Source organism: Antrihabitans auranticaus, assembly GCF_016481275.1.
GTDB lineage: Bacteria > Actinomycetota > Actinomycetes > Mycobacteriales > Mycobacteriaceae > Antrihabitans.
On sequence record NZ_JAEMNW010000013.1, the window covers coordinates 1 to 26,898 of the forward strand.

Sequence of the window (26,898 nt, forward strand, 5' to 3'; positions counted from 1 at the left end):
GACGCCCACCTCGCCGGCTACCCCGTCACCGTCATCGGCATCGAATCCCGCACCATCAACCGCAAAGGCTGGTTCCCCGCCGACGGCCCCGACCTCTGGACCTCGGGCACCCTGTTCCCCAACAGCTCGAAGAAAACCGCCCGCGCCATCAACGCCGCCTCCGGCAACCGCCCCGTCGTCGTCTTGGCGAACCTGTCCGGATTCGACGGCTCCCCGGAATCACTGCGCAACATCCAACTCGAATACGGCGCCGAAATCGGCCGCGCCATCGTCAACTTCGACGGCCCGATCGTGTTCTGCGTGATCTCCCGCTACCACGGCGGCGCCTTCGTCGTCTTCTCCGGAGCACTCAACGACAACATGGAAGTCCTCGCCATCGAAGGCTCCTTCGCCTCCGTCATCGGCGGCGCCCCCGCCGCCGCAGTCGTGTTCTCCCGCGACGTCAACAACCGCACCGCCGCCCACCCCACCGTCCGCGGACTGGAAGAAAAACTCGCCGCATCCAAAGACGACGCCGAACGCGCCCACCTACGCGTAGAACTCTCCGCCGCCCGCGCCGCAGTCCGCTCGGAAAAACTCGGCGAAGTCGCCCAAGAATTCGAAGCCGTCCACAACATCGACCGCGCCCTCGAAGTCGGCTCCGTCCACCGCATCGTCCCCGCCGCAGAACTACGCCCCGGCATCGTCGCCGCCATCGAACGCGGCATGAAACGGACCCTGGATCGCCTCGGCAACTGACCGACCAAGCACGCCGAAAAGGCTCGGCCCTGCACCGCAGGGCCGAGCCTTTCGCTATACGTCGACGATCGCTTCCAGCGGCCTGGTGCGCGCCGCACGGACGGCGGGCCACAGTGCCGCTAGAACACCTACCACCGCCGAGCCGATCAACATCGCAACCACCTGGCCCCAGGGAACCGATATCTCACCGAGGCCCTCGTCGCGCAGTGTCCTGATGAACCCGGTGCCGAGTCCGAGTCCGAGGATTACACCCACAATCGCGCCGAACACGGCGATCAGCACCGACTCCAGGTAGATGATCCGCCGCACCTGTGAGCGCGCCATCCCGACCGCTCGCAGCATGCCGATCTCGCGGCGCCGCTCGACGACCGACAGTGCGAGCGTATTGACGATGCCGAGGACGGCGATGACGATCGCGAGCGCGAGGAGCCCGTAGAGCACGGCCAGGAGCGTGTCGATCTGCTTGCCCTGTTCACCCTTGAACTGCTCACGATCCATGACTTCGACGATCTTGGCCGGATCGGTGGCCTTCTCGAGGTTCGTACGCAGAGTCTCGAGATCGGTGCCCGCAGTGGCTTTGACCAGGACCAGGAAGTCGGGCGGTGGCGGTTGCGACGACAACGCCTGGTACGACCGCTCGGAGACCAACCAGTTTCCGAGCAACGGCGAATCTTCGTAGATGCCGGTGACTTCGACCGGCACTTCCTTGCCGTCGAAACTGGTCAGGCGGATGGTCTCGCCGACTGTCCAGCCTTTCTTGTCGGACTCGGTCTTCGACACGAGCATGCCGTTGTCGGGTACCTGCTCGCTTCCTTCGACCATGTCGATCCGCAGCACTGGATCGATCGGCCCGCTGAAGGCAACTCCGTTGCCTGCGAGGTCGTCGTCCACTTTCGCGAGCACGAAATGCAAGCTCACCGCGAGGTCGACGCCCGGAACCGTTTGCACGGCGGCCGCAGCGCCGGCCGGCACGCCGATCATCTGCGGACCGGTCAACACGAAGTCGGCTTTGACTCCCTTGTCGACCAAGGTGTCGACGCTGGCCTTCGCCGAAGCACCGAACATCGCGATTGCGGACACGAGCATCAAGCCGATCGTCAGCGCGAAAGCCGTTGCGGCGGTACGGCGCGGATTGCGTACCGCATTGTTTCGGGCCAGTCGCCCAATTGGGCCGAACGGTGCAGCCACGACCGCACCGAGTCCGCCCACGATCGGGCGAGACAACGACGGCGCTGCCAGCATTACTGCGAGAACCAGCGCAACCGCGCCGGCACCGACCGTGGACGCGGCGGGACCACCGGTCGATTGCGCGCCGAGCACGACCGCCACGATGCCGACCACGCCGAGGACGCTGCCGATGATCGTGCGGACCCGCAATGAGTCGCCGGTCGACGCAAACTCTTCGCGCATCGCCTCGACCGGTGGAATCTTCGCGGCACGACGCGCCGGCGCGTACGCACTCAACACGGTGACGACCACGCCGACGACGAAGGCCACCACGACAGTTCGCGGCTCGAGCTGCAACTTGCCGGTCGGCAATCCGACATCGAAGTTGTTCAGCAGGTTTCGGAGCCCGTAGGCGAGCGCAATCCCTGCCCCGAGTCCGAGAACGCTTCCGATCAGACCGACAATCAGTGCCTCGAGCACAACCGATCGGCCGACCTGCTGGCGACTTGCGCCGACCGCGCGAAGCAGAGCGAGCTCACGCAACCGCTGCGCCACGATCATCGAGAAGGTGTTGTAGATGATGAATGTGCCGACCAGCAAAGCGATCCCGCCGAAGGCGAGCAAGAAGTAGTTGATGAAGCTCAGTGCCTGCTCGATCTGAGATTTCGCGTCCTCGCGGACCTCGTCGCCGTTCTGCACCTTCAGGTCGGGAAAAGCTTCCTGAATCCGGTCCCGCAGCACGTTGTCCCCGACGCCGTTGCCTGCCACGTCGATCCACGCCACGTGGGATCCGTCGGTGAACAACTCGCGGGCCTGGTCCTGACTGAACAGTGCGCCGATGTATCCGCCCGTATCCGTCGGCGTCGAGTAGATCCCGGTCAGCGTCACGTCGATCGGGTTGATGCCCATGCGTGGCACGACGATCTTGACCCGGTCCCCGACCTTCATCCCCGCTTTCTCTGCCGCGCCCTCGTTCAGCCCGATCTCGCCCTCCTTCGCGGGCGGGGTGCCCTCGATGAAGGTTTGCGGCTTCTCCAGTGCCTCATCGGGCGGCAGGTACGACTGCCCGATGCTCGGCGCACCCCCGGTTTTGACGACGTCGAGGTTCTTGTCCAGCAGGACCAGAACACCGCTGACGCTCGGCGCAACCGCACGGACGCCGTCGATCTCGCGAATCTTGTCGACGTCTCCGAGCGGGACACCGCTGGACTGCAGCTCCTCCGGGCTCACCCGGACGTCGACGCCCTGCGCGACCTCGGAGAAGATTCCGTCGAAGGTCTTCTGCAACGTGTCGGTGAAAACGAACGACCCGGTGACGAACGCAGTGCCGAGGACAACAGAGAGCAACGTCAGGACAAGGCGAACCTTGTGCGCCGCAAGATTGCGCAATGACACTTTGCGCATCGGCGACGAAAAGACATTCGCCACCGTCAGACCGTTTCCAGCGACTTCATGCGGTCGAGCACCGATTCGGCTGTGGGCCCGCGCAATTCGTCGACGATCTTGCCGTCTGCGAGGAACACGACTCGATCGGCGTACGCCGCCGCCCGCGGGTCGTGGGTCACGATCACCACTGTCTGATGAAACTCGTCGACGGACGCCCGCAGAATCGACAACACCTCGCCGGACGAATGCGAGTCGAGGTTACCGGTCGGCTCGTCCCCGAAAATGATCTCGGGCTGACCCGCGAGTGCACGCGCGCAGGCCACGCGTTGCTGCTGACCACCGGACAGCTCCCCCGGCCGGTGCGTCAGCCGATCCTTGATACCGAGTCGGGTCAGTACGGTGTCGAGCCATTCCGCATCGGCCTTACGACCCGCGATATCGAGTGGCAGCGTGATGTTTTCGAGCGCCGTCAAGGTCGGCACCAGGTTGAACGCCTGAAATACGAAACCGACGCGGTCGCGTCGCAACTTCGTCATCTGCTTGTCGGACAGCGTCGTCAACTCTGTATCGCCGATCAGTACCGAACCCGATGTCGCGGTGTCCAGCCCCGCCAGGCAGTGCATCAACGTCGACTTTCCGGACCCGGACGGCCCCATGATCGCAGTGAACTCGCCCTTCACGAAGTCCGCCGATACTCCGTCGAGAGCCCGGACCTGCGTGTCGCCCGAACCGTACGTCTTGACGACGTCGATCGCGCGGGCAGCCAACGTGTGCGCATGTACATCCGTGGTGACAGTCACGCGCTCCATAGTGTCCGGTTTCCGCGAGCAGTGCCATCGGGGATGACCCTGATTACCCACGTTTTCAGGACAGCACCCAGCCATCAACGGCATGATCTTCATCGTGTAGCCGATACCGACGGTCACGTGGACTACTCGATGCGTTCACAGCGGTGAAACGATCGGCTTCAACTGCACCAAGGAGCGTGGATGGATACTTTGTCGGCGGGGTTCTTCGGTCTCCTGGACTGGGAGGAGATGACCGGTCAGTCGAAGTTCTGGGTAGACATGATCAGCATTCCGATCTTCAGCGCGGTCGCGGGTGTGATCACCAACTGGACCGGCGTGATCATGCTTTTCGCCCCGGTTCGATTCACCGGTTTCTACGTACCGGGGCTGAAGACGGCGTACGCGTTCTTCCCCCGCAAGGTGCAGATTCTGCCGACGTTCGCACCCGGCGGAATCCTCGGATTCCAGGGCTTCATTCCAGCTCGAGCCGAGAAGATGGCCAGCCTGATCACCGACAACGCCGTGTCCAAAATCGGTACGGCACAAGACTTCTTCTACGAGATGGATCCAGAAAGTATCGCTGACCAGGTCGCGAGGGTGGCCCGTCCACAGCTGCCCGCGATGGTTGCGGGGATCATGGAGCGCGAGCACCCCGAACTCTGGGAAGACATGCCGCAGCCTGCTCGCGATCTACTGATCAAGCGGGTGGATTCCGAACTGCCGTCGCTGACGCGCAGTGCTTTCGAATTCATCGGTGCCAACTTCAACGAACTGATCAGCATCAAGCTGATGGTCGTCGGGTTCCTGCGGCGACGTCCCGAACTGCTCAAGGACATCGTCTACGGCCTCGGCGCGCCGGAGTTGCGCTTCATGGTGCGGGTCGGGCTCCTCGGCTTCCCGTTCGGAATCATTCTTGCGCTGTGGCTGTCGTGGCTGCATTACTCGCACCCACCGGTCGTGACGATTCTGCCGTCGTGGCTGTGGGTGCTGATCGGTGCCGCGCTCGTCGGCATCATCGTGAACGTCATTGCGATCAAGGTGGTCTTCGAGCCGGCGTCGCCGCAACCGTGGTACAAGTTCCTCTGGAAGCACGCGAAGTTCGCGAAGCGCCAGCACGAGGCTGCTGCAGACTTCGGTCACGCCATCGCCTACCAGGTCGTCACCATCGACGTCATTGCCAACGAACTGCTCGACGGACCGCGCGGCGACAAGACCCGCAAGGTCATCGAGGTGTTCCTCAAGGCGGAAATCGATCGCAACCTCGGGCCGCTGAAGACCATCACGCGCCTCGCGCTCGGCGGCAAGGAGTTCGACACACTCCAGTCCGCCGCGGGCAAGAGCCTCGCCACAGAGTTCAAGCCGTGGCTCGTGAAGGACGAGGAGTTCGCGAAGTCGACGTCAGCGAAGATCGACAAGCTTGCGACACAGAAGTTGCGCGAGCTACCACCGGACGAGTTCGTCGAGATGCTCTACACCGCCATCGAGCAGGACGCCTGGCTGCTCTACCTACACGGCGGGTTGCTGGGCATCGTCGTGGGCGCGATACACATCCTCGTATTCGGGGCCTAGCGAGTAGGTCTACTGACGGAAAGGCGTTCCAGCCCCGGAATCCGGGGCCGGAACGCCTTTTTGTTGCACGGTATGCAGGGGCCCGACCGAGCGGAGCGTGCCGATAACTCAGCAGGCGCGCGGGGGTGGTTCTCCGCGGAATCGTGCTTCGACGTAGTTCCATGCCTCTGGGAAGCCGAGGGCCGCGCAGGTCATGTGTTCGGAGATGTCCCAGGGCCGGAAGACCAGGGTGGCTCCGGCGTCGCAATAGCGGCGCGCCACGTCGTTGACGGCGCCGAACGGTGTGAGGCCGTCGTACATTCCGTGCCAGATCAGCATGGGCACGGTCGGGACGTCTCTGAAGTACTTCAGGCTGTTTTCGCGTAGTACCGACATCGCGGCGGAGCTGGTCATGAGGTCTCTGCGCGCTGCCAGTTGTTCGGCGCTGCGGAACAGGCCGTGGAAGATCAGGAAGCGGCGGCACTCGTTCGCCATGAACGAGCGCAGGAACAGGCCCTCGTCGTTCAGCTGGGACGTGATGGGCAGCTGGTCGGGATACTCCCGCTCCAAGCCCATCGCTGCCGCGAATGCGAGACCGAAGCCTGGGTGCGGCGCAAAGCCGAGCCCGCGTGCCATCTCTTCGAGGTCGGCCGGAATGCCGCCTGCCACAACACCGTCGAGCTTCAACTCGGGCGCATAGGTTGGCTGCAACGCTGCCGCCCAGGCACTGGCCATGCCACCTCCGGAGTAGCCGGCGAGAACGACCGGGACGTTCTGGAGGCCGAGTTCGTTGACCTTCTTGACCGCGCGAACGCTGTCGAGTGTGACCATGCCGCCGAGCTTCGCCGCGCCGTAGGCGCCCGTCGGACCGAGGTGGTCGGGAATCGACAGCGCCCACCCACGGCCGATCGGCAGGTACATGCCGGGCGCGTCGTTGAGCTCTGCGTTGAACAGGGACCGCGACGGATTGCATTTCACACCAAGCGAATTGATGATCGCCTGGTAGGAGACCAACGGTGGGTTGGCGATCCCGATCGGCATCAGCACCGTCGTCATACCCATGATGGGGTTGCCCTGGGAGTTGGTCGACCGGAAGGCGACGTGATAGCCCTCGGTGCCCGCGTACCAGAAGGTGTCGATCCGCCGAACGCGGACCACGTCCCCCGGGCTGTAGTTGCCGATGTCAGCCGGGGCGTGGAAGAACGGATCGGGATCCTCCATGGGATACAGAGGTTCCGATCCGGCCGGTCCCGGCGACAGGAATCCTGCAAAAAGTAAGGCGCACAGCAGCGTAATCAGCGCCTTCGAACCATGCCGCATGTAACCGACTCCCTAGATCCCCATCCCGAATGGGGTGACCTTGTACGAAGGTCGCGACAAAATCGTTATCTAGTTCACAAACTCGGCAAAACCAGCCGACCAGTTCGTTTTTGGTCCGCTCGCACACTCTGTCGGAGCCCCTCGATAGGCTGAAAACATGCGTATAGGAGCACACGTCCGCCTGGATAGCGACCCGATCGGATTCGGGGAACGGCTGGGCGCCGATCTGATTCAGATGTTCGTGATCGACCCGCAGGGCTGGGAGAAACCCAAGCCGCATGCACAGACCGAGCAGATTCTCGCGAGTCCGATCGATGTCGTCGTGCACTCGTCGTATCAGATCAACGTCGCCAGCCTGAACAACCGCCTACGGATGCCATCACGGCAAGCTGTCGCCGCGCAGGCAAAGGCAGCGGCCGATCTCGGCGCTATCGGTCTTGTCGTACACGGCGGCCACGTCGGCAAGGACAGCGAGATCGCGACGGGCATCGACAACTGGCGGAAGCTGTTCGAACGCCAGGAAGAAAAGGGCGGCTTCCCGGTACCGATTCTGATCGAGAACACAGCGGGCGGCGATCATGCGATGGCTCGCTACTTCGACTCCATCGCGAAGTTGTGGGATGCGGTCGGCGACTTCGGCGCAGGCTTCTGCCTGGATACCTGCCATGCGTGGGCGGGCGGCGAGGACCTCGTCGGAATTGTCGAACGGGTGAAGGCAATCACGGGCCGCATCGACCTCGTGCACCTCAACAGTTCTCGCGACGAGTTCAATTCGGCGCGCGACCGACACGCGAACTTCTCCGACGGCACCATCGATCCGGAACTGCTCGCGGAGGTATGCCGCACCGCGGACGCTCCGGTCATCCTGGAGACGCCCGCCGAAGGACTCGCCGACGACCTCGCGTACTTGCGCGAAACGGTCGGCTAGCGCGGGACGCTGAGCGTGCCGGCCATAACGCGGCGCGGCGCGTCCATCGGATCGAGCCGGCCGAGCGCCTCTGCACGGACTTTGAGAAGAACAAGTCCGGAAGTAGACGCGAAGATCAGCCCGAGAACAGCAAGTTCGGCACGCAGATCAGCAATGCCGAGGACAGCGACGACGATTCCGGCGAAAAAGACAGACCAGCACGTGGTCTTGGAACGGGTGGACCCCATGACCAATGCTCCTTCACATCAGACGATCAGTTCGGCCGGCTTGGTTTTCCACGCTCGACCGTGTGGGTGAACATTCTCAGTGGTTAACTTTCGTCACACACGTTACGTCCGCGCTGGGACTTTGCCGCGCCGACACGACACGCCGCATTTTTGTCGATACCGTTCCGATACCTCGCTGGCCCCCTCGTCGTGATATTTGAGCCTCACCAGCCCCGACCGGCGTCGAGGACACGTTTAAAGTGGGTCAACTCGAGATCAGGAACGGAACTCTGCAATGTTCGGAAACTGGCGCGCCGTGGCGGGTCTGGTCGCCGCGGTGCTCGCAGTCGCGGCAGGCATGATCCTCATCAACGCATGCGGACTCGGCGACGCCGACGAAAAAGTCGTGCCTCCCCAGATCAGGCCCGCAACGTCGATCTCCGGAACCGGGGTGTCCTCGGGATCCCTCACGCCGGCCTTCACAGTGCCGCCGTCACCGACCTGGCAGATCGCGCCGGAAACGACGCCTCGGACAATCCCGGAAACGACGACGCGCACGTCCACCACGAGGACGACGACCACGCGAACAACACGCGGGACGACGACGTCCAGCGAGGACGGTTTCTCGGAGCCCGAATCCGAGCGCGACGACTTGACGACGTCGCGCCCGGCGCGGCCTACCGAATCCGAGACGCCCTAATTACTACAGCTCGACCATCTTGTAGTCGCCGATTTGTGCGCTCAGCACGCGAACGTGGTCGTCGGACCCGCCCCACGTGTGCTCGATCGCCGTCAGACGGCTGACGTAGTGCCCGACCGGATACTCGGCCGTCATGCCGATTCCGCCGTGCAACTGGATCGCTTCCTGACCGATGTGCCTGGCCGACCGGCCGATCTGCAGCTTTGCGCGCGAGGCGATGATCGGATCGACGGTTCCGTCGGCGAGTGACATGTTCGCGTAAAGGCTCATGCTGCGCGCCAGTTCGAGCGACACGTACATGTCCGCCGCGCGTTGCGTCAGCGTCTGGAACTTCGACAGCGGCACCCCGAACTGCTTGCGCGCCTTGAGGTACTCGGTCGTCAACCGCAGGGCCTCTTCCATAGCGCCGACCGCCTCGGCCCCGAGAGCGGCTTGCGCACCGATGATTGCTGCCTGAATATGCGCGCTGGCGTCCACTGCATCGCCGAGGGGTTCGGCTGCGGCGTTGTCGAACTCGAGTTGCGCGCCCCTGAGTCCGTCGTGGGTTGCGTAGGTCCGCCGCGTCACTCCTGCTGCGCTGGGATCGACGAGGAACAGTCCGACACCACCGTCCGGCAGGGTCGCGCTGACGACGAGCGTGTCGGCACAGTCGCCGCGCAGGACCGGGTTCTTGCGACCGCTCAGCGACCACGAGTCACCTTGCTGTGCCGCAGTAGTCGCAACCTCGGTCGACGGCCACCGCGTTCCCGGCTCGGCATGGGCGAACGCGAGCAGCGTGCGTCCCTCCGCAACCTCACCGAGCAGCTTGGCGCGCTGATCGGCGGATCCCGCTGCGGCGACCAGCCCACCGGGCAGAAGCACTGCATCGAGCAGCGGCTCCGGTGCCAACCGCCGGCCGACCTCCTGAAGGACGGTCATCGTCTCGATCGGCCCGGCACCCATCCCGCCGTCCTCTTCGCTGAAGCTCAGCCCCAGCAGACCGATCTCGGCAAGCTTGCCCCAGACGTCGCGCGACCAGCCGAGCTCTGTCGCCGTGACCTTGTTGCGCTTCTCCGCGTCGTAGTTACGCGAAAGCACTTCCCGCGTCGTGTCGCGTAGCAGTTCTTGCTCTTCGGTGAGTTCGAAATCCATTGCTGCGCCTCACAGTCCGAGAATCGTGGAGGAAATGATGGTCCGCTGAACCTCGTTGGATCCGCCGTAGATCGAGGTCTTCCGGTAGTTCAGGTAGTGCGGTGCCGACAGCTGCGCCCACTCGGGCGAGGCGATCTGGTCGCCCGCGTCGACCGGCAACGAGTCCGGACCTGCCAGGTCGATCAGCAGCTCGGTCGCCGCCTGCTGCAACTCTGAGCCCCGCATTTTCAGGACCGACGACGCCGGGTTCGGCTTCCCGTCCGCAGAGCCCGCGACGACGCGCAACTGCGTCAATTCCAGTGCGAGCAGCTCGTTTTCGACCTCGGTGAGGCGAGCTGCGAAGAGCGGATCGTCGAGTACCGTCCCGCTTCCGGCCTTGATCTGGCCCGCGAACTCCTTCGCCTGCGCAAGGCGCACCTTGGTACGACCGACGCCGGTGATGCCCGTTCTTTCGTTGCCCAGCAAGAACTTTGCGTAGGACCAACCCTGATTCTCTTCGCCGACAAGGTTTTCCGCAGGCACCCGGACGTCCTCGAAGAACACCTCGTTGACCTCGTAGCTACCGTCGACGAGTTTGATCGGCCGCACCGTCAGTCCGGGGGTCGTCATGTCGATGAGCAGGAACGAGATGCCGGCCTGCTTCTTGGCGGCAGTTGGATCCGTCCGCACCAGGCAGAAGATCCAGTCGCCGTACTGGCCGAGCGTCGTCCACGTCTTCTGACCGTTGACCACGTAGGTGTCGCCGTCGCGGACCGCAGTGGTCCGCAGCGATGCGAGATCAGAACCGGCCTCCGGCTCCGAAAAGCCTTGCGACCACCAGATATCGAGATTCGCGGTGGCAGGAAGGAAACGCTCTTTGATTTCCTGCGAGCCGAAGTGCGCGATGACCGGACCCACCATGCTGGCGTTGAACGTCAACGGCTCGGGTACCGATGCGAGTTGCATCTCGTCGAGCCAGATGTGGTGCTGCGTCGGAGTCCAGTCCTTGCCACCCCATTCGACCGGCCAGTTCGGCACCGCGAGCCCGTTCGCATGGAGAATGCGGTGACTCGTTACCCAGTCTTCCTTGTCGAGTTCGACTCCGCGCCGGACCTTGTCACGTACCTCCGCGGGGATCTCTGTCGCATAGAACTGACGCAGATCGTCGCGGAACGCGATCTCGTCATCTGTGAGTGCAAGCTTCATGCTCTTCCTTTGGACTGGTCTCCACTTGGAGAAACTGCCGCGGCTGTCACTGCTGCGCTAACGTCACATCACTATGACACGAGGCAGGTGCGGGCCATGACGTACATCGCACTTGTTCGCCACGGCGAAACCGATTGGAATATGCACGGCAGGCTGCAGGGCTCGTCGGACATCCCGCTGAACGGCACCGGGCGGGCGCAGGCGCGCGAAGCGGCGCACCGACTCGCGGGCCGCGAGTGGCACTCGATCATCAGTTCTCCGCTCTCGCGCGCCAACGAAACGGCCCAGATCATCGGCGCCGAACTCGGCCTCGACGAGCCGAAGACCTTCCCCGACCTCGTCGAGCGCCACTACGGTGAGGCCGAGGGGCTGACCGACTGGGAGGCTTACAACGAGTGGCCCCACGGGTGGTACCCCGGGCTGGAGCCGCGGGCGTCGGTTGCCGAGCGCGGCCTCCGCACGATCGTCGAGCTTGCGCACGACAACCCGGACGACGCGATCATCGTGGTGTCGCACGGCGGTGTCATCCGGGCGATACTCGATGTAGTGCACACCCGGCGGTCCCCACGAATTCTCAACGCGGCGGTCAGCACGTTGACCGTCGACGCCAACGGCTGGCAGGTCCACACCATCAACAACGTCTCGGTCTGAGAACGGGAGTCGGCGATGCACATCGAAGAGAAGTTGCGCGAACTGGGCATCGCGCTGCCGCCTGCACCAGAGGCGCCCCCCGGCTTCCAGTTCGCGTTCGAGTGGGTGCGCGTGCGCGGGAACCGGGCATACGTGTCCGGGCATTCCGCACAGCAACCGGACGGATCGCTCGCCGGACCGTTCGGCAAAGTGCCATCCGAGGTGTCCGTGGATTCAGCATGCGACGCCGCCCGCGCCACGGCACTGTCGATGCTGGGCAGCCTGCAGCGCGAACTGGGCGATCTGGACCGGATCGAGGCCTGGCTGTCGGTGAGCGGAATGGTGAACGCCGACAGCGGTTTCCCTCAAACGACCGTGGTCATCAACGGGTTCAGCGACCTGATCCTCTGCATTTTCGGGCCGGTCGTGGGCGCGCACGCGCGGAGCGCGGTCGGTCTGGCTGCGTTGCCGATGAACAACGCGGTCGTCATATCGGCAGAGGTCGAGATCTCTCCCGCATCGTGAGGTCCACAGCCTCGTGACCTAACCGACGTACCATCGGCCACATGAGCCACATTTCTCGCTACGTGACCGCCGGTGCCGCCGCCGCGATGCTGATGGTGCTGACCACCGCCTGTGGCGACGACCAACGAACTGGTTCGAGCCCGGTCTCCGTCTCAGCGGTGGCAACCAACGGGTCCAGCGCAACGACCCCCGAAAGCGAACCACCGCCCACCGACGCGATTGCGAAAACCGGCGAGCCGTCACGTGACTCGGCGGTCACCGTCACGGACCTGCGAATCGGTCATCACGACGGCTACGACAGGGTGGTCTACGAGTTCGGCGGGAAAGGTACGCCCGGCTTTCACGTGAAGTATGTCGAGAAGGCCGTGCAGGACGCGAGCGGCAAGGACCTTCCCGTTCAGGGCCGATCGATTCTCGAAGTGCTGATCCCCGGCTCTGCATACCCGTTCGATAGCGGCGTCGAGGAATACAGCGGTCCGGACCCACTGACCGAGCCGACTGCTACTGCGGTCGCAGAGGTCCAACTTGCGACTCTGTTCGAGGGCGTCACCCAGTCGTTCATCGGCGTCGAGTCCGACAAACCGCCGTTTCGGGTCGAAGTCCTGTCCAACCCGACCCGCCTGGTCGTCGACGTCGCCAACTGAGTCGTTCCCAACGCGGCTCGCAGTGCCTACCGTTGGGCTATGACAACGAAGTCACAGGCGTCCTCATGACCCGCGAACCTGCAGTCGCCGTCGTCGGGGCAGGGATGTCGGGCATGTGCATGGCGATCAAACTTCTCGAAGCCGGTATCACCGACGTGACGATCTACGAGAAGTCGCACGACGTCGGCGGGACCTGGCGCGACAACACCTACCCCGGGTTGAGTTGCGATGTGCCGTCGCGCTTCTACCAGTACACGTTCGCGGCGAATCCGAATTGGACGCACCTCTTTTCACCCGGTCCAGAGATCCAGAAGTACTTCTCCGGCATTGCCGACCGCTTCGACTTGCGCAGCCGAATCCGGTTCCGCACCGAGATCGTCGAGGCGCGATTCGACGCCGACCGCTGGCACTTGCGAACCAGTCGCGGCACCGAGCACGTCGTCGATTTCCTCGTCTCGGCGACAGGGATTCTGCGCGAACTCCGCTATCCGAAGATCACGGGCCTCGCCGACTTCGGCGGTCCGACGATGCACTCGGCACGCTGGGACCACAGCGTGGAAACGACTGGCAAACGCGTCGCTGTGATCGGCACCGGGTCCACCGGAGTGCAGATCGTTTGCGGCCTCGCGGAGGAGGTCGGGCGGCTGGAACTGTTTCAGCGCAGCGCTCAGTGGATCCTGCCGACGCCGAACCCGGCCTACACCCCGCTCGCCGGGCCACTGCATCGCCGAATTCCCCTGATGAACCGGATCGGTTACCGAACTCATCGCGAGGTGATCGAGTTCTTCTCGAAGGCGCTGGTGAAGCCGGGCTGGCACCGGACCGTGCTCACCAAGATCTGCGAAGCGAATCTGCGGTCCGTCCGCGATCCCGAACTGCGTCGCAAGCTCACACCGGATCACCTGCCGATGTGTCGGCGCCTGATCGTTTCCGGCGGCTTCTACCGCGCAATCCAGCGCGAGAACGTCGACCTCGTCACCGAGGCCATCGACCACATCGAACAGCGTGGGATCGTCACCGAAGACGGCCGCCTGCACGAGGTCGACGTCATCGTGCTCGCAACGGGTTTCGACGCCCACGCGTACATGCGCCCGATGAATCTGATCGGACGAGACGGCATCACCATCGACGACGCCTGGGAAGGCGGGCCCAGAGCGCGCCTCACGGTTGCGATCCCGGGCTTCCCGAACTTCTTCATGATCATGGGGCCGCACAGCCCGGTCGGCAATTACTCCCTCGTCGCCATCGCCGAAACCCAGTGCAAGCACATCGTCCGGTGGATCGAGAAATGGCGTGCGGGCACATTCGATTCCGTCGCACCCACGCCCGAGGCGACGGCCGGCTTCAACGCCGAGATGCGCGCGGCGCTACCGAACACCGTATGGGCGACCGGATGCACAAGCTGGTACCTCGGCAAAGACGGACTACCCGAACTCTGGCCGTGGGCACCCGACGTGCATCGCGATCGCCTGCTGGCGCCGCCGGACCTCGACGACTACGAGCTGAGGACAACGCAACCCGCGAAATAGACCGCTAGTAGCGGTCGTCCTTGCGGTCGCGGTCCTTGCGCTTCGGGAACTTGCCGCCCGCCCGGTCTTCGCGACCCGCACGCGGACGCGCACCCATCGGCGGTCCGTGATCCTTCTGCAGCTGGATCAGAACTCCGCTGATGCGAGTGCTGCGCAACGCCTCGAGCGTCTCGCTCGACAGTTGCGCAGGAAGCTCGACAAGGCTGTGGTCAGGTCGGATGCTGATGTGCCCGAAGTCGCTGCGGCGCAGGCCGCCTTCGTTGGCGATGGCGCCGACAATCGCACCCGGAACCACGTGGTGCCGTTTGCCGACACTGATTCGGTAGGTCGCGAGTTCCGCTCCGGTCTTCCGATGCGTCGACGGACCACCCTCGAACTTCCGGTCGTCGAATTTCCGGTCGTCGAACTTGTCGTCGAACTTACGAGGCGGGCGCTCACGCTTCGGTCCGTCGTCGCGGGACCGTTTCTCGTATGCCGGGGCGGGCGCCTCAGGCGGCATCAAGAAGTTCTCGCCGTCGCGCGACTGCACAGCCAGCGCCGCGGCGATATCTGCGAGCGGAATGTCGTGTTCGCGTTCGTAGTCTTCGACCAGTTTGCGGAACAGCGAGAGGTTTGCCGAACCGAGGCTCTCGGTGATCGAATCGCCGAACTTCGCGACGCGCTGTGCGTTGACGTCCTCGACGCTGGGCAGCTGCATCTCGGTCAGCGGCTGGCGGGTGGCGCGCTCGATCGCTTTCAGAAGGTGGCGTTCACGTGGTGCGACGAACAGCAGCGCCTCACCGGTGCGGCCCGCTCGACCGGTGCGGCCGATGCGGTGCACATACGACTCGGTGTCGTGCGGGATGTCGTAGTTGACGACGTGCGAGATGCGGTCGACGTCGAGGCCACGTGCGGCCACGTCCGTTGCGACCAAGATGTCGAGCGCCCCCGACTTGAGTTGACCGATCGTGCGCTCGCGCTGCGCCTGCACGATGTCGCCGTTGATCGCTGCGGCCGAGAATCCGCGCGAACGCAGCTTCTCCGCGAGTTCTTCGGTCGCCTGCTTGGTGCGGACGAAGATGATCATGCCCTCGAACGACTCGACCTCGAGGATCCGCGTCAACGCGTCGAGTTTGCGCTGATGGGAAACCTGCACCCACCGCTGCGAAATGTTGGACGCGGTCGTCGTTTTCGACTTGACGCTGATCTCGACGGGCTGATTCAGATATTGCTTGCTGATCTTGCGGATAGCAGGCGGCATGGTTGCTGAGAAGAGCGCAACCTGCTTCGACTTGGGAGTGTCGGCGAGAATGCGCTCGACGTCCTCCTGGAAGCCCATCTTGAGCATTTCGTCGGCCTCGTCGAGGACCAGGTACTTGAGCTCGGAGATGTCGAGGGTGTTCTTCTCGAGGTGATCGATGACACGTCCAGGTGTGCCGACGACCACGTGCGCACCGCGGCGCAGACCCGACAATTGGACGCCGTAGGCCTGACCGCCGTAGATCGGAAGAACGTGCAGCCCGGGAATATGCGACGCATATTTTCCGAAGGCCTCTGCAACCTGAATCGCGAGTTCACGCGTCGGCGCGAGGACGAGAGCCTGCGGTTTGCGGGCCGTGACGTCGACACCCATGAGGATCGGGATTGCAAATGCAGCCGTCTTGCCGGTACCCGTCTGGGCAAGTCCCACAACGTCTTTGCCCGCAAGTAGCGGTGGAATGGTTGCAGCCTGGATCGGCGAAGGAGTTTCGTATCCGACGTCGGAAATAGCTGCCAGTACGCGATCGTCCACACCGAGATCGGTGAACGACTGTGTTTCGGTTTCTCTAGCCTGTTCGGCTGGCGCTTCTTGCAACGGTTCCGTACCGCTGTTCTCGCCCTGGTTCTCACTCATTGTGACCTGGAGTTTACTGCCTGAATGCGGGGTTTTTCTCCAGCAGTCGCAATCCCGCGCAAGATAGCGTGTTTGTGTGGACATCGAAGTAGCGGTTGCGCAATTCGCGCCGGGTACCGACAAAGACGCCAATCTCGAACAGATTCGTGAACACGCGGGATCGGCCGCGCGACGCGGTGCCCGCGTCCTGGTGGTTCCCGAGTACTCCATGTTCACCGCGCCGAAGCTGGACCACCGCGTCGTCGAAGCCGCGGAACCGCTGACCGGTTCGTTCGTCGGGACACTCGGCGAGATTGCCGCCGGAAACGATCTGATCGTCGTTGCAGGCATTGCGGAAGCGGTGCCCGGAGAGGATCGCGTTTCCAACACTCTCGTCGCGGTCGGCACCGACGGCGTCCTCGCGACCTATCGAAAGCTGCATCTCTACGACGCCTTCGGGTTCAAGGAATCCGACGTCGTGCGGCCGGGCGAGATCGTCGAACCCGAGACGTTCACCATCGCCGACGTCACCTTCGGTATGCAGACCTGTTACGACGTCCGGTTCCCCGAAGTGACGCGCAGGGTCGTCGACGCCGGCGCCCACGTGTTGGTGCTGCCTGCCCAGTGGGTACCCGGACCGCTCAAGGAAGACCACTGGACCACCCTCGTCCGAGCGCGCGCGATCGAGAACACGATCTACGTCGCCGCCGCCGATCAGGCCGCACCGTCCGGCGCCGGGAACAGCATGATCGTGGATCCGATGGGTGTGCTGCTCTGTGCGCTCGGCGAACGAACAGGCGTCGGAACGGCGACGGTGTCGACCAGCCGCATCGACGAGGTCCGCCGGAAGAACCCCGCCCTGGAACTGCGCCGCTTCCGCTGAGCGCCTGAGTTTGCGCTGTTCAGCGCACAGCTGGCGGGAGTAGCGTCGACAGTGATGAAGTACGTCGATCGCGCCCAAGCCGGTCGCGCGCTTGCGAAGTCACTCGACTACCTGCGCGGGACGCATCCATTGGTGCTCGGGCTCCCCCGCGGCGGCGTTCCGGTCGCCCGCGCGATCGCCGACCTACTGGACGGCGACGTCGACATTCTCCTCGTCCGCAAGCTCGGTGTTCCGTGGCAACCCGAACTCGCGATGGGCGCAATCACCGAGGGCGGAATTCGAGTGGTCAACGAGGACGTCGTCGAGCAGACGCGCGTCACGCGAGAGCAGTTCGACGAGATAGAGGCCGCAGAAAAGGTCGAGCTTGAACGTCGAACCGCAACATGGCGAGGCGTACGGCCGCCGATTCCACTGCGCAACCGCGTTGTCGTGATCACCGACGACGGCGTAGCCACCGGCGCCACGGCGGCGGCCGCCTGCATGATGGCGCGCACGCAAGGTCCGCGCCGACTCGTCCTCGCCGTTCCGGTCGGTCCACCAGGGGCGCTACATCGCCTCGGATCGGTCGCCGACGAGGTAGTTTGTCCGTATTCACCCGACGACCTCGGCGGGGTCGGCGGCGTGTATCTCGATTTCCATCAACTCGAGGACGACGAGGTGACAACCCTGCTCGAGACCTCGACTGCGCCCGTCAGCGATACACCTATTCATCCAGCTCGAACGTAAATGTGATCCAATGCATGTCTACTGACTAGTAACCCCCGGAGGGACCATCTCAATGCGTGAGTTCGAGGTACCGGCGACCTATACGATCCCCGATGACGCGTCCATGGCGAACACCGTGTTCCAGCATGCCAAGGAATCGCCCAACTTCGTGCCGTTCAAGATTCCGGTCGCCGGGGGCGGCTGGACGGACGTGACATCCGCACAGTTCGCGGAGAAGGTCACCGCGGTGGCCAAGGGCCTGATCGCCTCGGGCGTCGAAGCCGGCGACCGGGTCGCGATCATGGCGACCACCCGTTTCGAGTGGGTCCTGCTGGACTACGCAATTTGGACCGCGGGCGGTTGCACGGTCGCCATCTACGAGTCCTCGGCTGCCGAGCAGGCGAAGTGGATTCTCGAAGACTCGGGCACGGTACTCATCGTCGTCGAGGCCCCTCGCCACTTCGACACCGTCGCCGAAGTCGCCGACTCGCTGCCCGACCTCCGGGAGACCCTGCAGATCGATTCGGGCGCTATCGACGAGCTGATCTCGCGCGGCAAGGAGGTCAGCGACGAAACCGTCGAGTCGCGCCGTGCGAAGGTCACCGCTTCCTCACCCGCCACGCTCATCTACACCTCCGGCACCACGGGCCGCCCCAAGGGTGTGCAGCTCACGCACAGCAACCTCTACGCCGAGTCGGCGGCGGTGCGAATCGCGTTGAAGAACCTCTTCACCGAGGGCAACAAGACGCTGATGTTCCTCCCCCTGGCTCACGTCTTCGCGCGTGCGATTTCGGTCGGCGCGCTCGACGCGAAGGTCACGATCGCTCACACCTCCGACTGGTCGACGCTCGTCGAACAGTTCGGCGCGTTCCAGCCGGACTTCATCCTCTCGGTGCCCCGCGTGTTCGAGAAGGTGTTCAACTCCGCCAAGCAGAAGGCGCACGACGGCGGCAAGGGCAAGATCTTCGACGCTGCAGCAGCGACCGCGATCGCATGGAGCGAAGCTCAGGACACGGGCGGCGCCGGCATCGGCCTCAAGGTCAAGCACGCCGTCTTCGACAAGCTGGTCTACTCGAAGCTGAAGGCCGCTCTCGGTGGTCAGTGCAAGGGCGCAGTTTCCGGCGGCGGACCGCTCGGCGCGCGCCTCGGCCACTTCTTCCGCGGTGTCGGCGTGACCATCTACGAGGGCTACGGCCTCACCGAGACGAGCGCGGCCGTCACTGTGAACACTCCCGACAACATCAAGGTCGGCAGCGTCGGACAACCCATCGGCGGACACGGCGCAAAGGTTGCCGACGACGGCGAGCTGCTCGTGCGCGGTCCCGTGGTGTTCAGCGGCTACTGGAAGAACGACGAAGCTACGGCCGAATCGTTCGTCGACGGGTGGTTCAGGACCGGCGACCTCGGCGCGATCGACGAGAACGGCTTCATCGCCATCACCGGCCGCAAGAAGGAACTCATCGTCACCGCGGCGGGCAAGAACGTCTCCCCGGCCCAGCTCGAGGACTCCCTGCGCGCGCACCCGCTGATCAGCCAGACGATGGTCGTCGGAGACGGTCAGCCGTTCATCGGTGCATTGATCACGCTCGACCCCGAGTCCCTGCCCGGCTGGAAGGAACGCAATGGCCTGCCCGCCGACACGTCGGTCGCGGACCTCGCCAAGAACCCCGACCTCATCGCCGAGATCGAGGCCGCGGTAGCCGAGACCAACAAGAAGGTCTCGAAAGCCGAGCAGATCAAGAAGATCCGCATTCTCGACGTCGACTGGACCCAAGAAGGCGGCGAGCTGACCCCGAAGATGTCCCTCAAGCGCAACATCGTCCTCAAGCAGTACGCGGGCGAGGTCGAGGCGATCTACTCGTAGGTCTCTGTGGTCGACCGAACGCACCCCGGGTTTTCCCGGGGTGCGTTTGTCGTTTGTGGCTGACGGGGATCGTCGGGTGTCGGATGGCGAACAGGCGCTCGGCCAACCACCTGCTGGGCGAGGACGACCAGAAGGCTCGCCACACCGGCGCGTCCCTCACCCGATGCTCGTGATCACCACACCCGGGATCCGCACCCGGCGCGTCGCACGACGACACGCCGGACCCCTGTCAGCCGCACCCTCTTTCGGGATCCGCACCCCGACTCGCCGACCGACACGCCGGGACCTCCCCTAAAAGGGGTGCGGCTGGCGTGGATCGCCCGTTCGCGTGTCGAACAGGCGCTCGGCCAACCACCTGCTCGGCGAGACCGACCAGAAGGCTCGCCACACCGGCGCGTCCCTCACCCGATGCTCGTGATCACCACACCCGGCACCACCCGCCTCTACAAAGTCACAACACCCCCGCCAGAACCAGAGCAATGGCCGGCGTAATCCCCTGCATCACGGCGGCACGGTAGTACTGCTTCCCACCCACGGCGAGGACCAACGCGGCGCCGACGATGCTCGCGCAGGCGAAGATGACGATCGCGTACCCGGCGTCGTTGTGCATGATCAGGCCGACGGCGATGCCGATGGCGAGGAACAGGTTGTAGAAGCCTTGGTTGAACGCCATCGGGCGCAAAACGTCTGCGTTGGCCTGGCTTTCGACCGCGAAGCGCTTCCACACTTTCGGTTGGCTCCAGAGCACGCTCTCCATCGCGAAGATGAATACGTGCAGAGCAGCCGCGATCGCGGCGAACACCTGAGCAATGACCGGCATGTGATCAGGGTCTCACACACATAACTTCGTACCCGGCTTTTCGCTCGGCTCTCGACGGCGTACCTTACTCTGGAGTAAGATAGACACCGACCACTGATCGACACCCAGAAATGGTGATCATGAGCAAGCAAAGCGCAACGCAGCGTAGGCCCCGCGACACGTCGTCGGTGAGCCTGAAGAACAACCCGAAACGCGACTGGATGGGCGCCGCGATGCGGGCCCTCACGACGGTCACCGGATCCGAGCTTGCCGAGAAGTACAAGCTTCGTAAGCCGATCGAGCGCGTGACCTACGAAGGCACCAAGACCGGCTTCCGCACCCTCGGTGCCGCGACTCGCGCCTTCGAGCGGGTCTCCGGTAACGGCAAGCCCAAGCGCCTCGACGAGAACTCGTCGAAGGGCAAGGACTTCTTCGACATCACGCCCGACGACGAGCAGAAGATGATCGTCGACACGGTGAAGGAATTCGCCGAGGAGATCCTGCGTCCCGCAGCACACGACGCCGACCACGCCGCAAAGGCGCCGGCGGACCTCCTCAGCCGGGTCGCCGAGCTCGGCATCACCCTGATCAACGTTCCCGAGGAGCTGGAAGGCGCTGCCACCGAACGTGGCGCGGTCACCAACTCGCTCGTCGCCGAGGCGCTCGCGCATGGCGACATGGGCCTCGCACTGCCGATTCTCGCGCCGAGCGGTGTCACCGTCGCGCTGACGCAGTGGGGCACCGACACGCAGCAGAAGACCTACCTCCCCGCGTTCACCGGTGAGAGCGTTCCCGCCGCGGCGGTTGTCGTATCCGAGCCGCGCGCGCTGTTCGATCCGTTCGCGTTGCAGACCAAGGCAGTTCGTTCGCCGAGCGGCTACAAGCTGACCGGCGTGAAGAGCCTCGTTCCGGCTGCTGCCGATGCTGAGCTGTTCATCATCGCCGCAGCTCTCGATGGCCGGCCGACCTTCTTCATCGTCGAAGCCGCCAGCAAGGGCCTCGTCGTCGAAGCGGACCCGAGCATGGGTCTGCGCGCCGCAGGCCTCGGCCGCCTGATCCTGAACGACGTCGCGGCTCCCGAGTCGGCAATTCTCGGCGACGGTGACGCAGACCAGCGGGAGAACGAGTACGCGGACGCAGTCCGGCTCGCGCGCCTCGGCTGGGCATCGCTCGCGGTCGGCACCGGCCAGGCCGTGCTCGACTACGTCATTCCGTACGTCAACGAGCGCGAAGCATTCGGCGAGCCGATCAGCAACCGCCAGGCCGTGGCCTTCATGGTTGCCAACATGGCCATCGAACTCGACGGCTTGCGGCTGATCACGCTGCGCGGCGCTTCCCGCGCAGAGCAGGGACTTTCCTTCGCCCGCGAAGCAGCGCTCGCGCGCCGTTTCGCAGCGGAAAAGGGCATGCAGATCGGGCTGGACGGTGTTCAGCTGCTCGGCGGCCACGGCTACACGCAGGAACATCCGGTGGAGCGCTGGTACCGCGATCTTCGAGCCATCGGCGTTGCCGAGGGTGTCGTCCTCATCTAATTCTGCCCACCTGAAGACGCTTTCGGCGCAAAGGAATCCCGAACATGATCAACCTCGAAATCCCGAAGAAACTCAAATTCTCATCGAATCAGGCACATCAGGTCGGCTCGCAGCTCTTCCGGCCGATCTCGCGCAAGTACGACAAGGCTGAGCATGAGTACCCGGTCGAACTCGACACGATGGCCGCCATGATCGAAGGTCTCGCCGACTCCGGCACCCAGAAGATCGGTGGCGCGGCCGGCGGTCGCGAAGAAGACTCCGAGGACGACAAGAAGCACGCCACCGAGCTGCTCGGCAACTCCAACGGTGGCAACATGTCCGCGCTGTTGAACGCGCTCGAGACCTCGTGGGGCGACGTCGGCCTCATGCTGTCGATCCCGTACCAGGGCCTCGGCAACGCGGCGATCGCGGCCGTCGCCACCGATGAGCAGCTGCAGCGCTTCGGCAAGGTGTGGGCCGCAATGGCCATCACCGAGCCCAGCTTCGGCTCCGACTCGGCGGCCGTCACCACCACTGCCGTCCTCGACGGTGACGAGTGGGTGCTCAACGGCGAGAAGATCTTCGTGACCGCCGGTGATCGCTGCACGCACATCGTCGTCTGGGCATCGGTCGACAAGAGCCTCGGTCGCGCCGCGATCAAGTCCTTCGTCGTGCCGCGTGACGCACCGGGCCTGAGTGTGCCGCGCCTCGAACACAAGCTCGGAATCAAGGCTTCGGATACGGCCGTCGTCGTGCTGCAGGACTGCCGCATCCCAGCCGACAACATCCTCGGCAGCCCGGAAGTGAACGTGCAGAAGGGCTTTGCCGGCGTCATGCAGACGTTCGACAACACGCGTCCGCTCGTTGCCGGCATGGCCGTCGGTGTCGGTCGCGCCGCACTCGAAGAGCTGCGCCGCATTCTCGAAGAGTCCGGCATCGAGATCGACTATGACACGCCTGCCTACAACCAGCACGCCGCGGCCGCGGAATTCCTGCGGCTCGAGGCGGATTGGGAAGCGGCATACCTGCTTTCGCTGCGCGCAGCGTGGATGGCCGACAACAAGAAGCCGAACTCCACCGAGGCCTCGATGTCGAAGGCCAAGGCCGGCCGCATGGGCACCGACGTGACCCTGAAGGCGGTCGAGCTCGCCGGCGCCATCGGATACTCGGAGCACACGCTGCTCGAGAAGTGGGCCCGGGATTCGAAGATTCTCGACATCTTCGAGGGCACCCAGCAGATCCAGCAACTCATCGTCGCCCGCCGGATTCTCGGCAAGACAAGTGCCGAACTGAAGTAGGTCCGTTCCACCTTCGAAGCCCCCTGCATGAGCACGCGCAGGGGGCTTTGTTGCGCTGCAATGCAATTCACAATTCTGCGCTCGGCCTCGACCGGATCGGACTAGCGTGGTTGCACTTCCTCTCACGACCGAAAGCACCGACGATGCTGCTTCGCGACACAGTCACAGCCCTCACCGATGGTGTGGGTGCGCTGCATGCGATGGCGCGCGCTGGACTGATTCCGCTGTTGCGCCCGGACCAGGTCGTCCGGACGGCGATGGCCGTCGACGAACTCGGACCCATCGCAGGGGCGATCCACGGTCACAGAGTCAACGGCGTCGACCGAATCGCCGTGATCGACGACCACGGCGCCCTCACCTTCCAGCAACTCGACCTGATGTCGAACGCGCTCGCCCGCGCCTGGGTCGACGAAGGGCACAGCGCGTCGTCCGTGTTCGGCCTGATCTGCCGTAACCACCGCGGACTCTTCCTAACCGTCTGCGCAACAGCCAAATTGGGCGCCCGCGTCGTCCTGCTCAACACCGGATCGGCCCCACCGCAACTCGCAGCCATAGCCGCACGCGAGGAGATCACGGCGTACGTCTACGACGCCGAGTTCGGCGCGACGACGAGCGCATTCGCCGACGTTGCCCGGTACGTCAGTTGGTCGGATCACGGCGACGAGCCCGAGGATCGGACCCTGACCAAGCTGATCGATGGCCGCTCGACCGACCCCGTCGACAGACCTGCCGAACCCGGCATCGCGATTCAATTGACGAGCGGAACGACCGGAACACCCAAAGGTGTACCGCGCAGCCATGTTTCGCCGCTCGCTGCCGCGCAGATCCTCGACCGCATTCCGTTGCGTGCAGAGCAGACGATCGTGGTCGCCGCCCCTGCCTTTCATGCGACAGGGCTCGGCTTCAGCGGCCTCGGACTTGCGCTGCGCAGCACGCTGGTCATGACTCGCAAGTTCGACGCCGAGCACACGCTTGCACTGGTCGCCGAGCACCGCGCAGACACGTTGATCCTCGTGCCGACCATGCTGCAACGCATCCTGGATCTCGGCCAGGACACAATCGCGAGCTACGACACGTCGAATTTGAAGGTGGTTCTCACTGCAGGGTCGGCGTTGTCGCCCGACCTCTGTCGGCGGACTGCGGAGTACCTGGGCGACGTCCTCTACAACCTCTACGGGTCGACGGAAGTCGCGGTCGTAACCGTCGCAACCCCGAAGGACCTGGAACGGTCGCCGGGCACGGCCGGCTCCACTCCCATAACGTGCCGAGTCGCGCTCTACGACGACAACGGCAAGAAGATCCACCGCGCCGGAGTCACCGGTCGGATATTTGCCGCGAACGGCGCGAGCTTCACCGGATACACCGACGGCCTGGACAAGGAGCGCATCGACGGTCTGCTCTCGACCGGCGACAGCGGCCACTTCGACAAGCGCGGCATGCTGTTCGTCGAAGGTCGCGACGACGACATGATCGTGTCCGGCGGGGAGAACGTGCACCCGGTCGAGGTCGAGAATCTGCTGGCCGATCGCGCAGACGTACTCGAGGTCGGCGTCATCGGTGTTCCCGACGACCACTTCGGTCAACGACTGCGGGCGTTCGTCGTACCGACGCCTGATTCGACGCCGGACGCGCAAGAGATTCGCAACTACGTGAAGGCTCGGCTTGCGCGCCACATGGTCCCGCGCGACGTGGTGTTTCTCGAAGACCTTCCCCGCAATGCGACCGGTAAATTACTGCGGTCAGCTTTGGCCGAAATCCGCAACTAGCGGGTATTCCCGCACTGCTAGTCTGCGATTGCAGATTTATTTCCTATGACGACGCGGTCATCGTCTGCGTGACGTTGGGCCGCGGGAGGCTGGTCTCGTGGATCTTTCGTCGCCCAAACCCATGGATACTGCCCGCAAGGTCGGCGATCTCGCGAAGGGCGTCGACGTTCTGCGCCGCCGGAAGTTGTTCAATCCGCTGCGCCCCGACGAGGCGGTCCGATCGAGCCTCGATGTTATGAAGTTCGGCCCCTTCGCGGGCGTCGTCATGCACGGTGCGCACCGTCATCCGAACCAGACCGCGATCGTCGACGAACTCGGCTCGCTGACGTTCAAAGACCTCGACGAGCAGTCGAACGCGCTCGCTCGCGGCCTGGCCGCCGAAGGTATCGAAGCCGGCACCGTGATCGCTGCACTGTGTCGCGATCACCGCGGTCTGGTGCTCGCAATGTTGGCTGCCGGCAAGGTCGGTGCGCGGCTGGTCATGATGAACACCGGCTTTGCCAAGCCACAGTTCGCCGACGTCAGCAAGCGCGAAAACGTCAAGGCAGTGCTGCACGACGCCGAATTCGTCGACCTCCTGAGCGCGATCCCGCGTTCGACCCCGCGCTACCTCACCTGGATCGACGATTCCGACAGCGCCGATCCGACCGCGAAGACAATCTACGAACTGCTCTCGGGCCAGTCGCGTGCCAAGATCTCGGCGCCCAAGAAGCCCGGCGGCATGATCATCCTGACCAGTGGCACCACTGGAACTCCGAAAGGCGCTCCCCGCGATCGGGTTTCGCCGTTGCAGTCCGCACAGTTCCTCGATCGGGTACCCCTGCCGAACAACGAGACCATGTACATGGCGGCGCCAATCTTCCACGGCACCGGACTGTCGCAGTTCACGATCGGTCTTGCTCTCGGAAACCGCGTGTGCTTCCAGCGAAAGTTCAATCCCGAAAAGACCCTTGCCGGCATCGCCAACACGAAGGCCACGTCCCTCGTCGTCGTGCCGACGATGCTGCAGCGCATGATCGACCTCGGACCCGACGTACTCGCGAAGTACGACACGTCCTCCCTGAAGGTGATCTTCGCGGCAGGTTCGTCGCTCTCGCCGGACCTCTGCAAGCGGACCACTGACATCTTCGGCGACGTGCTGTACAACCTCTACGGCTCGACCGAGGTCGCCGTCGCTACCGTCGCGACACCCGAAGACCTGCGCACGGCGCCTGGCACGGTCGGCAAGCCGCCGGTCGGCTGCCGCGTGCAGTTGTACGACGCCGACCGCAACAAGGTGAACACGCCGCACACGATCGGCACGATCTTCGTATCCAGCGGTCTGAGCTTCGCGGGATACACCGACGGCCGGAACAAGGAAGTCGTCGACGGGATGATGTCGAGCGGCGATGTCGGGCACTTCGACGAGAACGGTCTGTGGTTCGTCGACGGCCGTGACGACGACATGATCGTGTCGGGCGGCGAAAATGTCTACCCGCTCGAGGTCGAAAACCTACTGGCCGACCGGTCCGACGTGCACGAAGCAGCGGTGGTCGGCGTCGACGATCCCGACTTCGGAAAGCGCTTGCGCGCCTTCATCGTTCCTAGCCCGGACGCGGCGCGCGACGAGAAGGAGATCAAGGACTACGTCAAGAACAACCTGGCGCGGTACAAGGTCCCCCGCGAGGTTATCTTCCTCGACGAGCTCCCCCGCAACGCAACCGGAAAGTTGCTGCGCAAGCAGCTCGTCGATATGGACATCGAAGGCGCGTAGGCGCCACCCGCCGAGTGTGCAGATATCGTCGCATTCTCCGTG

General features: G+C 64.1%; 23 protein-coding genes. 15 read left to right on the forward strand and 8 right to left on the reverse strand.

Annotation, left to right across the window (positions count from 1 at the left end; genetic code table 11):
- Window positions 1-738: carboxyl transferase domain-containing protein (locus JGU72_RS28975; protein ID WP_307828652.1), on the forward strand; the 738-nt coding region annotated here is incomplete at its 5' end.
- 54 nt (window positions 739-792) lie between these two features.
- On the opposite strand, the gene JGU72_RS28980 is transcribed toward JGU72_RS28975, so the two are convergent.
- Together JGU72_RS28980 and JGU72_RS28985 are read right to left on the reverse strand one after the other, a co-directional pair.
- Entirely contained in the window at window positions 793-3,309 is a 2,517-nt protein-coding gene (locus JGU72_RS28980) for an ABC transporter permease (RefSeq protein ID WP_199687839.1), read from the reverse strand.
- A gap of 26 nt (window positions 3,310-3,335) precedes the next feature.
- Window positions 3,336-4,091, reverse strand: coding sequence for an ABC transporter ATP-binding protein (locus JGU72_RS28985; protein WP_307828653.1), 756 nt, complete (start codon window positions 4,089-4,091; stop codon window positions 3,336-3,338).
- A 189-nt stretch (window positions 4,092-4,280) separates the two neighbouring features.
- On the opposite strand from JGU72_RS28985, the gene JGU72_RS28990 reads away from it, so the two are divergent.
- The gene (locus JGU72_RS28990; RefSeq protein ID WP_199687772.1) at window positions 4,281-5,648 is read left to right on the forward strand and encodes a DUF445 domain-containing protein; all 1,368 of its coding nucleotides are present in this window, start codon (window positions 4,281-4,283) and stop codon (window positions 5,646-5,648) included.
- A gap of 108 nt (window positions 5,649-5,756) precedes the next feature.
- Here JGU72_RS28990 and JGU72_RS28995 read toward each other — a convergent pair whose 3' ends face one another.
- On the reverse strand, window positions 5,757-6,947 hold the full coding sequence (locus tag JGU72_RS28995) for a lipase family protein (RefSeq protein WP_199687773.1): 1,191 nt from the start codon (window positions 6,945-6,947) through the stop codon (window positions 5,757-5,759).
- A gap of 157 nt (window positions 6,948-7,104) precedes the next feature.
- On the opposite strand from JGU72_RS28995, the gene JGU72_RS29000 reads away from it, so the two are divergent.
- The gene (locus tag JGU72_RS29000) at window positions 7,105-7,875 is read left to right on the forward strand and encodes a deoxyribonuclease IV (protein ID WP_199687774.1); all 771 of its coding nucleotides are present in this window, start codon (window positions 7,105-7,107) and stop codon (window positions 7,873-7,875) included.
- Here JGU72_RS29000 and JGU72_RS29005 read toward each other — a convergent pair.
- On the reverse strand, window positions 7,872-8,102 hold the full coding sequence (locus tag JGU72_RS29005; protein ID WP_199687775.1) for a hypothetical protein: 231 nt from the start codon (window positions 8,100-8,102) through the stop codon (window positions 7,872-7,874). The two genes, JGU72_RS29000 and JGU72_RS29005, sit on opposite strands and share 4 nt — an antisense overlap.
- A gap of 274 nt (window positions 8,103-8,376) precedes the next feature.
- On the opposite strand from JGU72_RS29005, the gene JGU72_RS29010 reads away from it, so the two are divergent.
- Entirely contained in the window at window positions 8,377-8,781 is a 405-nt protein-coding gene (locus tag JGU72_RS29010; protein ID WP_199687776.1) for a hypothetical protein, read from the forward strand.
- Between the two features lie 3 nt (window positions 8,782-8,784).
- On the opposite strand, the gene JGU72_RS29015 is transcribed toward JGU72_RS29010, so the two are convergent.
- Entirely contained in the window at window positions 8,785-9,912 is a 1,128-nt protein-coding gene (locus JGU72_RS29015) for an acyl-CoA dehydrogenase family protein (protein WP_199687777.1), read from the reverse strand.
- 9 nt (window positions 9,913-9,921) lie between these two features.
- Window positions 9,922-11,097 (reverse strand): acyl-CoA dehydrogenase family protein, encoded by a 1,176-nt coding sequence (locus JGU72_RS29020; protein WP_199687778.1) that lies wholly within the window; start codon window positions 11,095-11,097, stop codon window positions 9,922-9,924.
- Window positions 11,098-11,193: 96 nt separating this feature from the next.
- Here JGU72_RS29020 and JGU72_RS29025 point away from each other — a divergent pair, with 96 nt between their 5' ends.
- The 4 genes from JGU72_RS29025 to JGU72_RS29040 all read left to right on the forward strand — a co-directional run bounded on the left by JGU72_RS29025 (window position 11,194) and on the right by JGU72_RS29040 (window position 14,425).
- Window positions 11,194-11,748 carry a histidine phosphatase family protein gene (locus JGU72_RS29025; protein ID WP_199687779.1) on the forward strand — a complete coding sequence of 185 codons (555 nt, stop codon included), beginning with the start codon at window positions 11,194-11,196 and terminating at the stop codon, window positions 11,746-11,748.
- Window positions 11,749-11,763: 15 nt separating this feature from the next.
- Window positions 11,764-12,252 carry a RidA family protein gene (locus JGU72_RS29030; protein ID WP_199687780.1) on the forward strand — a complete coding sequence of 163 codons (489 nt, stop codon included), beginning with the start codon at window positions 11,764-11,766 and terminating at the stop codon, window positions 12,250-12,252.
- Between the two features lie 41 nt (window positions 12,253-12,293).
- Window positions 12,294-12,896 (forward strand): AMIN-like domain-containing (lipo)protein, encoded by a 603-nt coding sequence (locus JGU72_RS29035; protein ID WP_199687781.1) that lies wholly within the window; start codon window positions 12,294-12,296, stop codon window positions 12,894-12,896.
- 65 nt (window positions 12,897-12,961) lie between these two features.
- A complete protein-coding gene (locus JGU72_RS29040; RefSeq protein WP_199687782.1) occupies window positions 12,962-14,425 on the forward strand; it encodes a flavin-containing monooxygenase in 1,464 nt (487 codons plus the stop codon).
- Between the two features lie 4 nt (window positions 14,426-14,429).
- On the opposite strand, the gene JGU72_RS29045 is transcribed toward JGU72_RS29040, so the two are convergent.
- A complete protein-coding gene (locus JGU72_RS29045; RefSeq protein ID WP_199687783.1) occupies window positions 14,430-16,298 on the reverse strand; it encodes a DEAD/DEAH box helicase in 1,869 nt (622 codons plus the stop codon).
- Window positions 16,299-16,374: 76 nt separating this feature from the next.
- On the opposite strand from JGU72_RS29045, the gene JGU72_RS29050 reads away from it, so the two are divergent.
- From JGU72_RS29050 to JGU72_RS29060, 3 genes are read left to right on the forward strand one after another with little or no spacing between them, the layout of a single operon-like run.
- The gene (locus JGU72_RS29050; RefSeq protein WP_199687784.1) at window positions 16,375-17,160 is read left to right on the forward strand and encodes a carbon-nitrogen hydrolase family protein; all 786 of its coding nucleotides are present in this window, start codon (window positions 16,375-16,377) and stop codon (window positions 17,158-17,160) included.
- Window positions 17,161-17,214: 54 nt separating this feature from the next.
- A complete protein-coding gene (locus JGU72_RS29055) occupies window positions 17,215-17,886 on the forward strand; it encodes a phosphoribosyltransferase (protein WP_199687785.1) in 672 nt (223 codons plus the stop codon).
- A 52-nt stretch (window positions 17,887-17,938) separates the two neighbouring features.
- Window positions 17,939-19,729, forward strand: a complete 1,791-nt coding sequence (locus tag JGU72_RS29060; RefSeq protein ID WP_199687786.1) for an AMP-dependent synthetase/ligase — start codon at window positions 17,939-17,941, stop codon at window positions 19,727-19,729.
- A 451-nt stretch (window positions 19,730-20,180) separates the two neighbouring features.
- On the opposite strand, the gene JGU72_RS29065 is transcribed toward JGU72_RS29060, so the two are convergent.
- Window positions 20,181-20,549 (reverse strand): DUF1304 domain-containing protein, encoded by a 369-nt coding sequence (locus JGU72_RS29065; RefSeq protein WP_199687787.1) that lies wholly within the window; start codon window positions 20,547-20,549, stop codon window positions 20,181-20,183.
- 113 nt (window positions 20,550-20,662) lie between these two features.
- Here JGU72_RS29065 and JGU72_RS29070 point away from each other — a divergent pair, with 113 nt between their 5' ends.
- The 4 genes from JGU72_RS29070 to JGU72_RS29085 all read left to right on the forward strand — a co-directional run bounded on the left by JGU72_RS29070 (window position 20,663) and on the right by JGU72_RS29085 (window position 26,856).
- Window positions 20,663-22,060, forward strand: coding sequence for an acyl-CoA dehydrogenase family protein (locus JGU72_RS29070; RefSeq protein ID WP_374101172.1), 1,398 nt, complete (start codon window positions 20,663-20,665; stop codon window positions 22,058-22,060).
- A 44-nt stretch (window positions 22,061-22,104) separates the two neighbouring features.
- Window positions 22,105-23,337: an acyl-CoA dehydrogenase family protein gene (locus JGU72_RS29075; protein WP_199687789.1), complete on the forward strand. Its 1,233-nt coding sequence runs from the start codon at window positions 22,105-22,107 to the stop codon at window positions 23,335-23,337.
- 143 nt (window positions 23,338-23,480) lie between these two features.
- Window positions 23,481-25,103: an AMP-binding protein gene (locus JGU72_RS29080; protein WP_199687790.1), complete on the forward strand. Its 1,623-nt coding sequence runs from the start codon at window positions 23,481-23,483 to the stop codon at window positions 25,101-25,103.
- Window positions 25,104-25,224: 121 nt separating this feature from the next.
- Complete coding sequence (locus JGU72_RS29085) at window positions 25,225-26,856, forward strand: acyl-CoA synthetase (protein WP_199687840.1); 1,632 nt, start codon at window positions 25,225-25,227, stop codon at window positions 26,854-26,856.
- Window positions 26,857-26,898 lie beyond the last annotated feature (42 nt).

What these genes read in the sequence shown, in the direction of transcription:
- JGU72_RS29085 (WP_199687840.1), top strand. Translation starts at nt 25,225, where the DNA reads ATGGATACTGCCCGCAAGGTCGGCGATCTCGCGAAGGGCGTCGACGTT.
- JGU72_RS29065 (WP_199687787.1), bottom strand. Translation starts at nt 20,549, where the DNA reads ATGCCGGTCATTGCTCAGGTGTTCGCCGCGATCGCGGCTGCTCTGCAC.
- JGU72_RS29060 (WP_199687786.1), top strand. Translation starts at nt 17,939, where the DNA reads ATGCGTGAGTTCGAGGTACCGGCGACCTATACGATCCCCGATGACGCG.
- JGU72_RS29030 (WP_199687780.1), top strand. Translation starts at nt 11,764, where the DNA reads ATGCACATCGAAGAGAAGTTGCGCGAACTGGGCATCGCGCTGCCGCCT.
- JGU72_RS29075 (WP_199687789.1), top strand. Translation starts at nt 22,105, where the DNA reads ATGATCAACCTCGAAATCCCGAAGAAACTCAAATTCTCATCGAATCAG.
- JGU72_RS29080 (WP_199687790.1), top strand. Translation starts at nt 23,481, where the DNA reads ATGCTGCTTCGCGACACAGTCACAGCCCTCACCGATGGTGTGGGTGCG.
- JGU72_RS29005 (WP_199687775.1), bottom strand. Translation starts at nt 8,102, where the DNA reads ATGGGGTCCACCCGTTCCAAGACCACGTGCTGGTCTGTCTTTTTCGCC.
- JGU72_RS29040 (WP_199687782.1), top strand. Translation starts at nt 12,962, where the DNA reads ATGACCCGCGAACCTGCAGTCGCCGTCGTCGGGGCAGGGATGTCGGGC.
- JGU72_RS28980 (WP_199687839.1), bottom strand. Translation starts at nt 3,309, where the DNA reads ATGCGCAAAGTGTCATTGCGCAATCTTGCGGCGCACAAGGTTCGCCTT.
- JGU72_RS29035 (WP_199687781.1), top strand. Translation starts at nt 12,294, where the DNA reads ATGAGCCACATTTCTCGCTACGTGACCGCCGGTGCCGCCGCCGCGATG.
- JGU72_RS29020 (WP_199687778.1), bottom strand. Translation starts at nt 11,097, where the DNA reads ATGAAGCTTGCACTCACAGATGACGAGATCGCGTTCCGCGACGATCTG.
- JGU72_RS28995 (WP_199687773.1), bottom strand. Translation starts at nt 6,947, where the DNA reads ATGCGGCATGGTTCGAAGGCGCTGATTACGCTGCTGTGCGCCTTACTT.
- JGU72_RS28990 (WP_199687772.1), top strand. Translation starts at nt 4,281, where the DNA reads ATGGATACTTTGTCGGCGGGGTTCTTCGGTCTCCTGGACTGGGAGGAG.
- JGU72_RS29025 (WP_199687779.1), top strand. Translation starts at nt 11,194, where the DNA reads ATGACGTACATCGCACTTGTTCGCCACGGCGAAACCGATTGGAATATG.
- JGU72_RS29010 (WP_199687776.1), top strand. Translation starts at nt 8,377, where the DNA reads ATGTTCGGAAACTGGCGCGCCGTGGCGGGTCTGGTCGCCGCGGTGCTC.
- JGU72_RS29015 (WP_199687777.1), bottom strand. Translation starts at nt 9,912, where the DNA reads ATGGATTTCGAACTCACCGAAGAGCAAGAACTGCTACGCGACACGACG.
- JGU72_RS29055 (WP_199687785.1), top strand. Translation starts at nt 17,215, where the DNA reads ATGAAGTACGTCGATCGCGCCCAAGCCGGTCGCGCGCTTGCGAAGTCA.
- JGU72_RS29045 (WP_199687783.1), bottom strand. Translation starts at nt 16,298, where the DNA reads ATGAGTGAGAACCAGGGCGAGAACAGCGGTACGGAACCGTTGCAAGAA.
- JGU72_RS29000 (WP_199687774.1), top strand. Translation starts at nt 7,105, where the DNA reads ATGCGTATAGGAGCACACGTCCGCCTGGATAGCGACCCGATCGGATTC.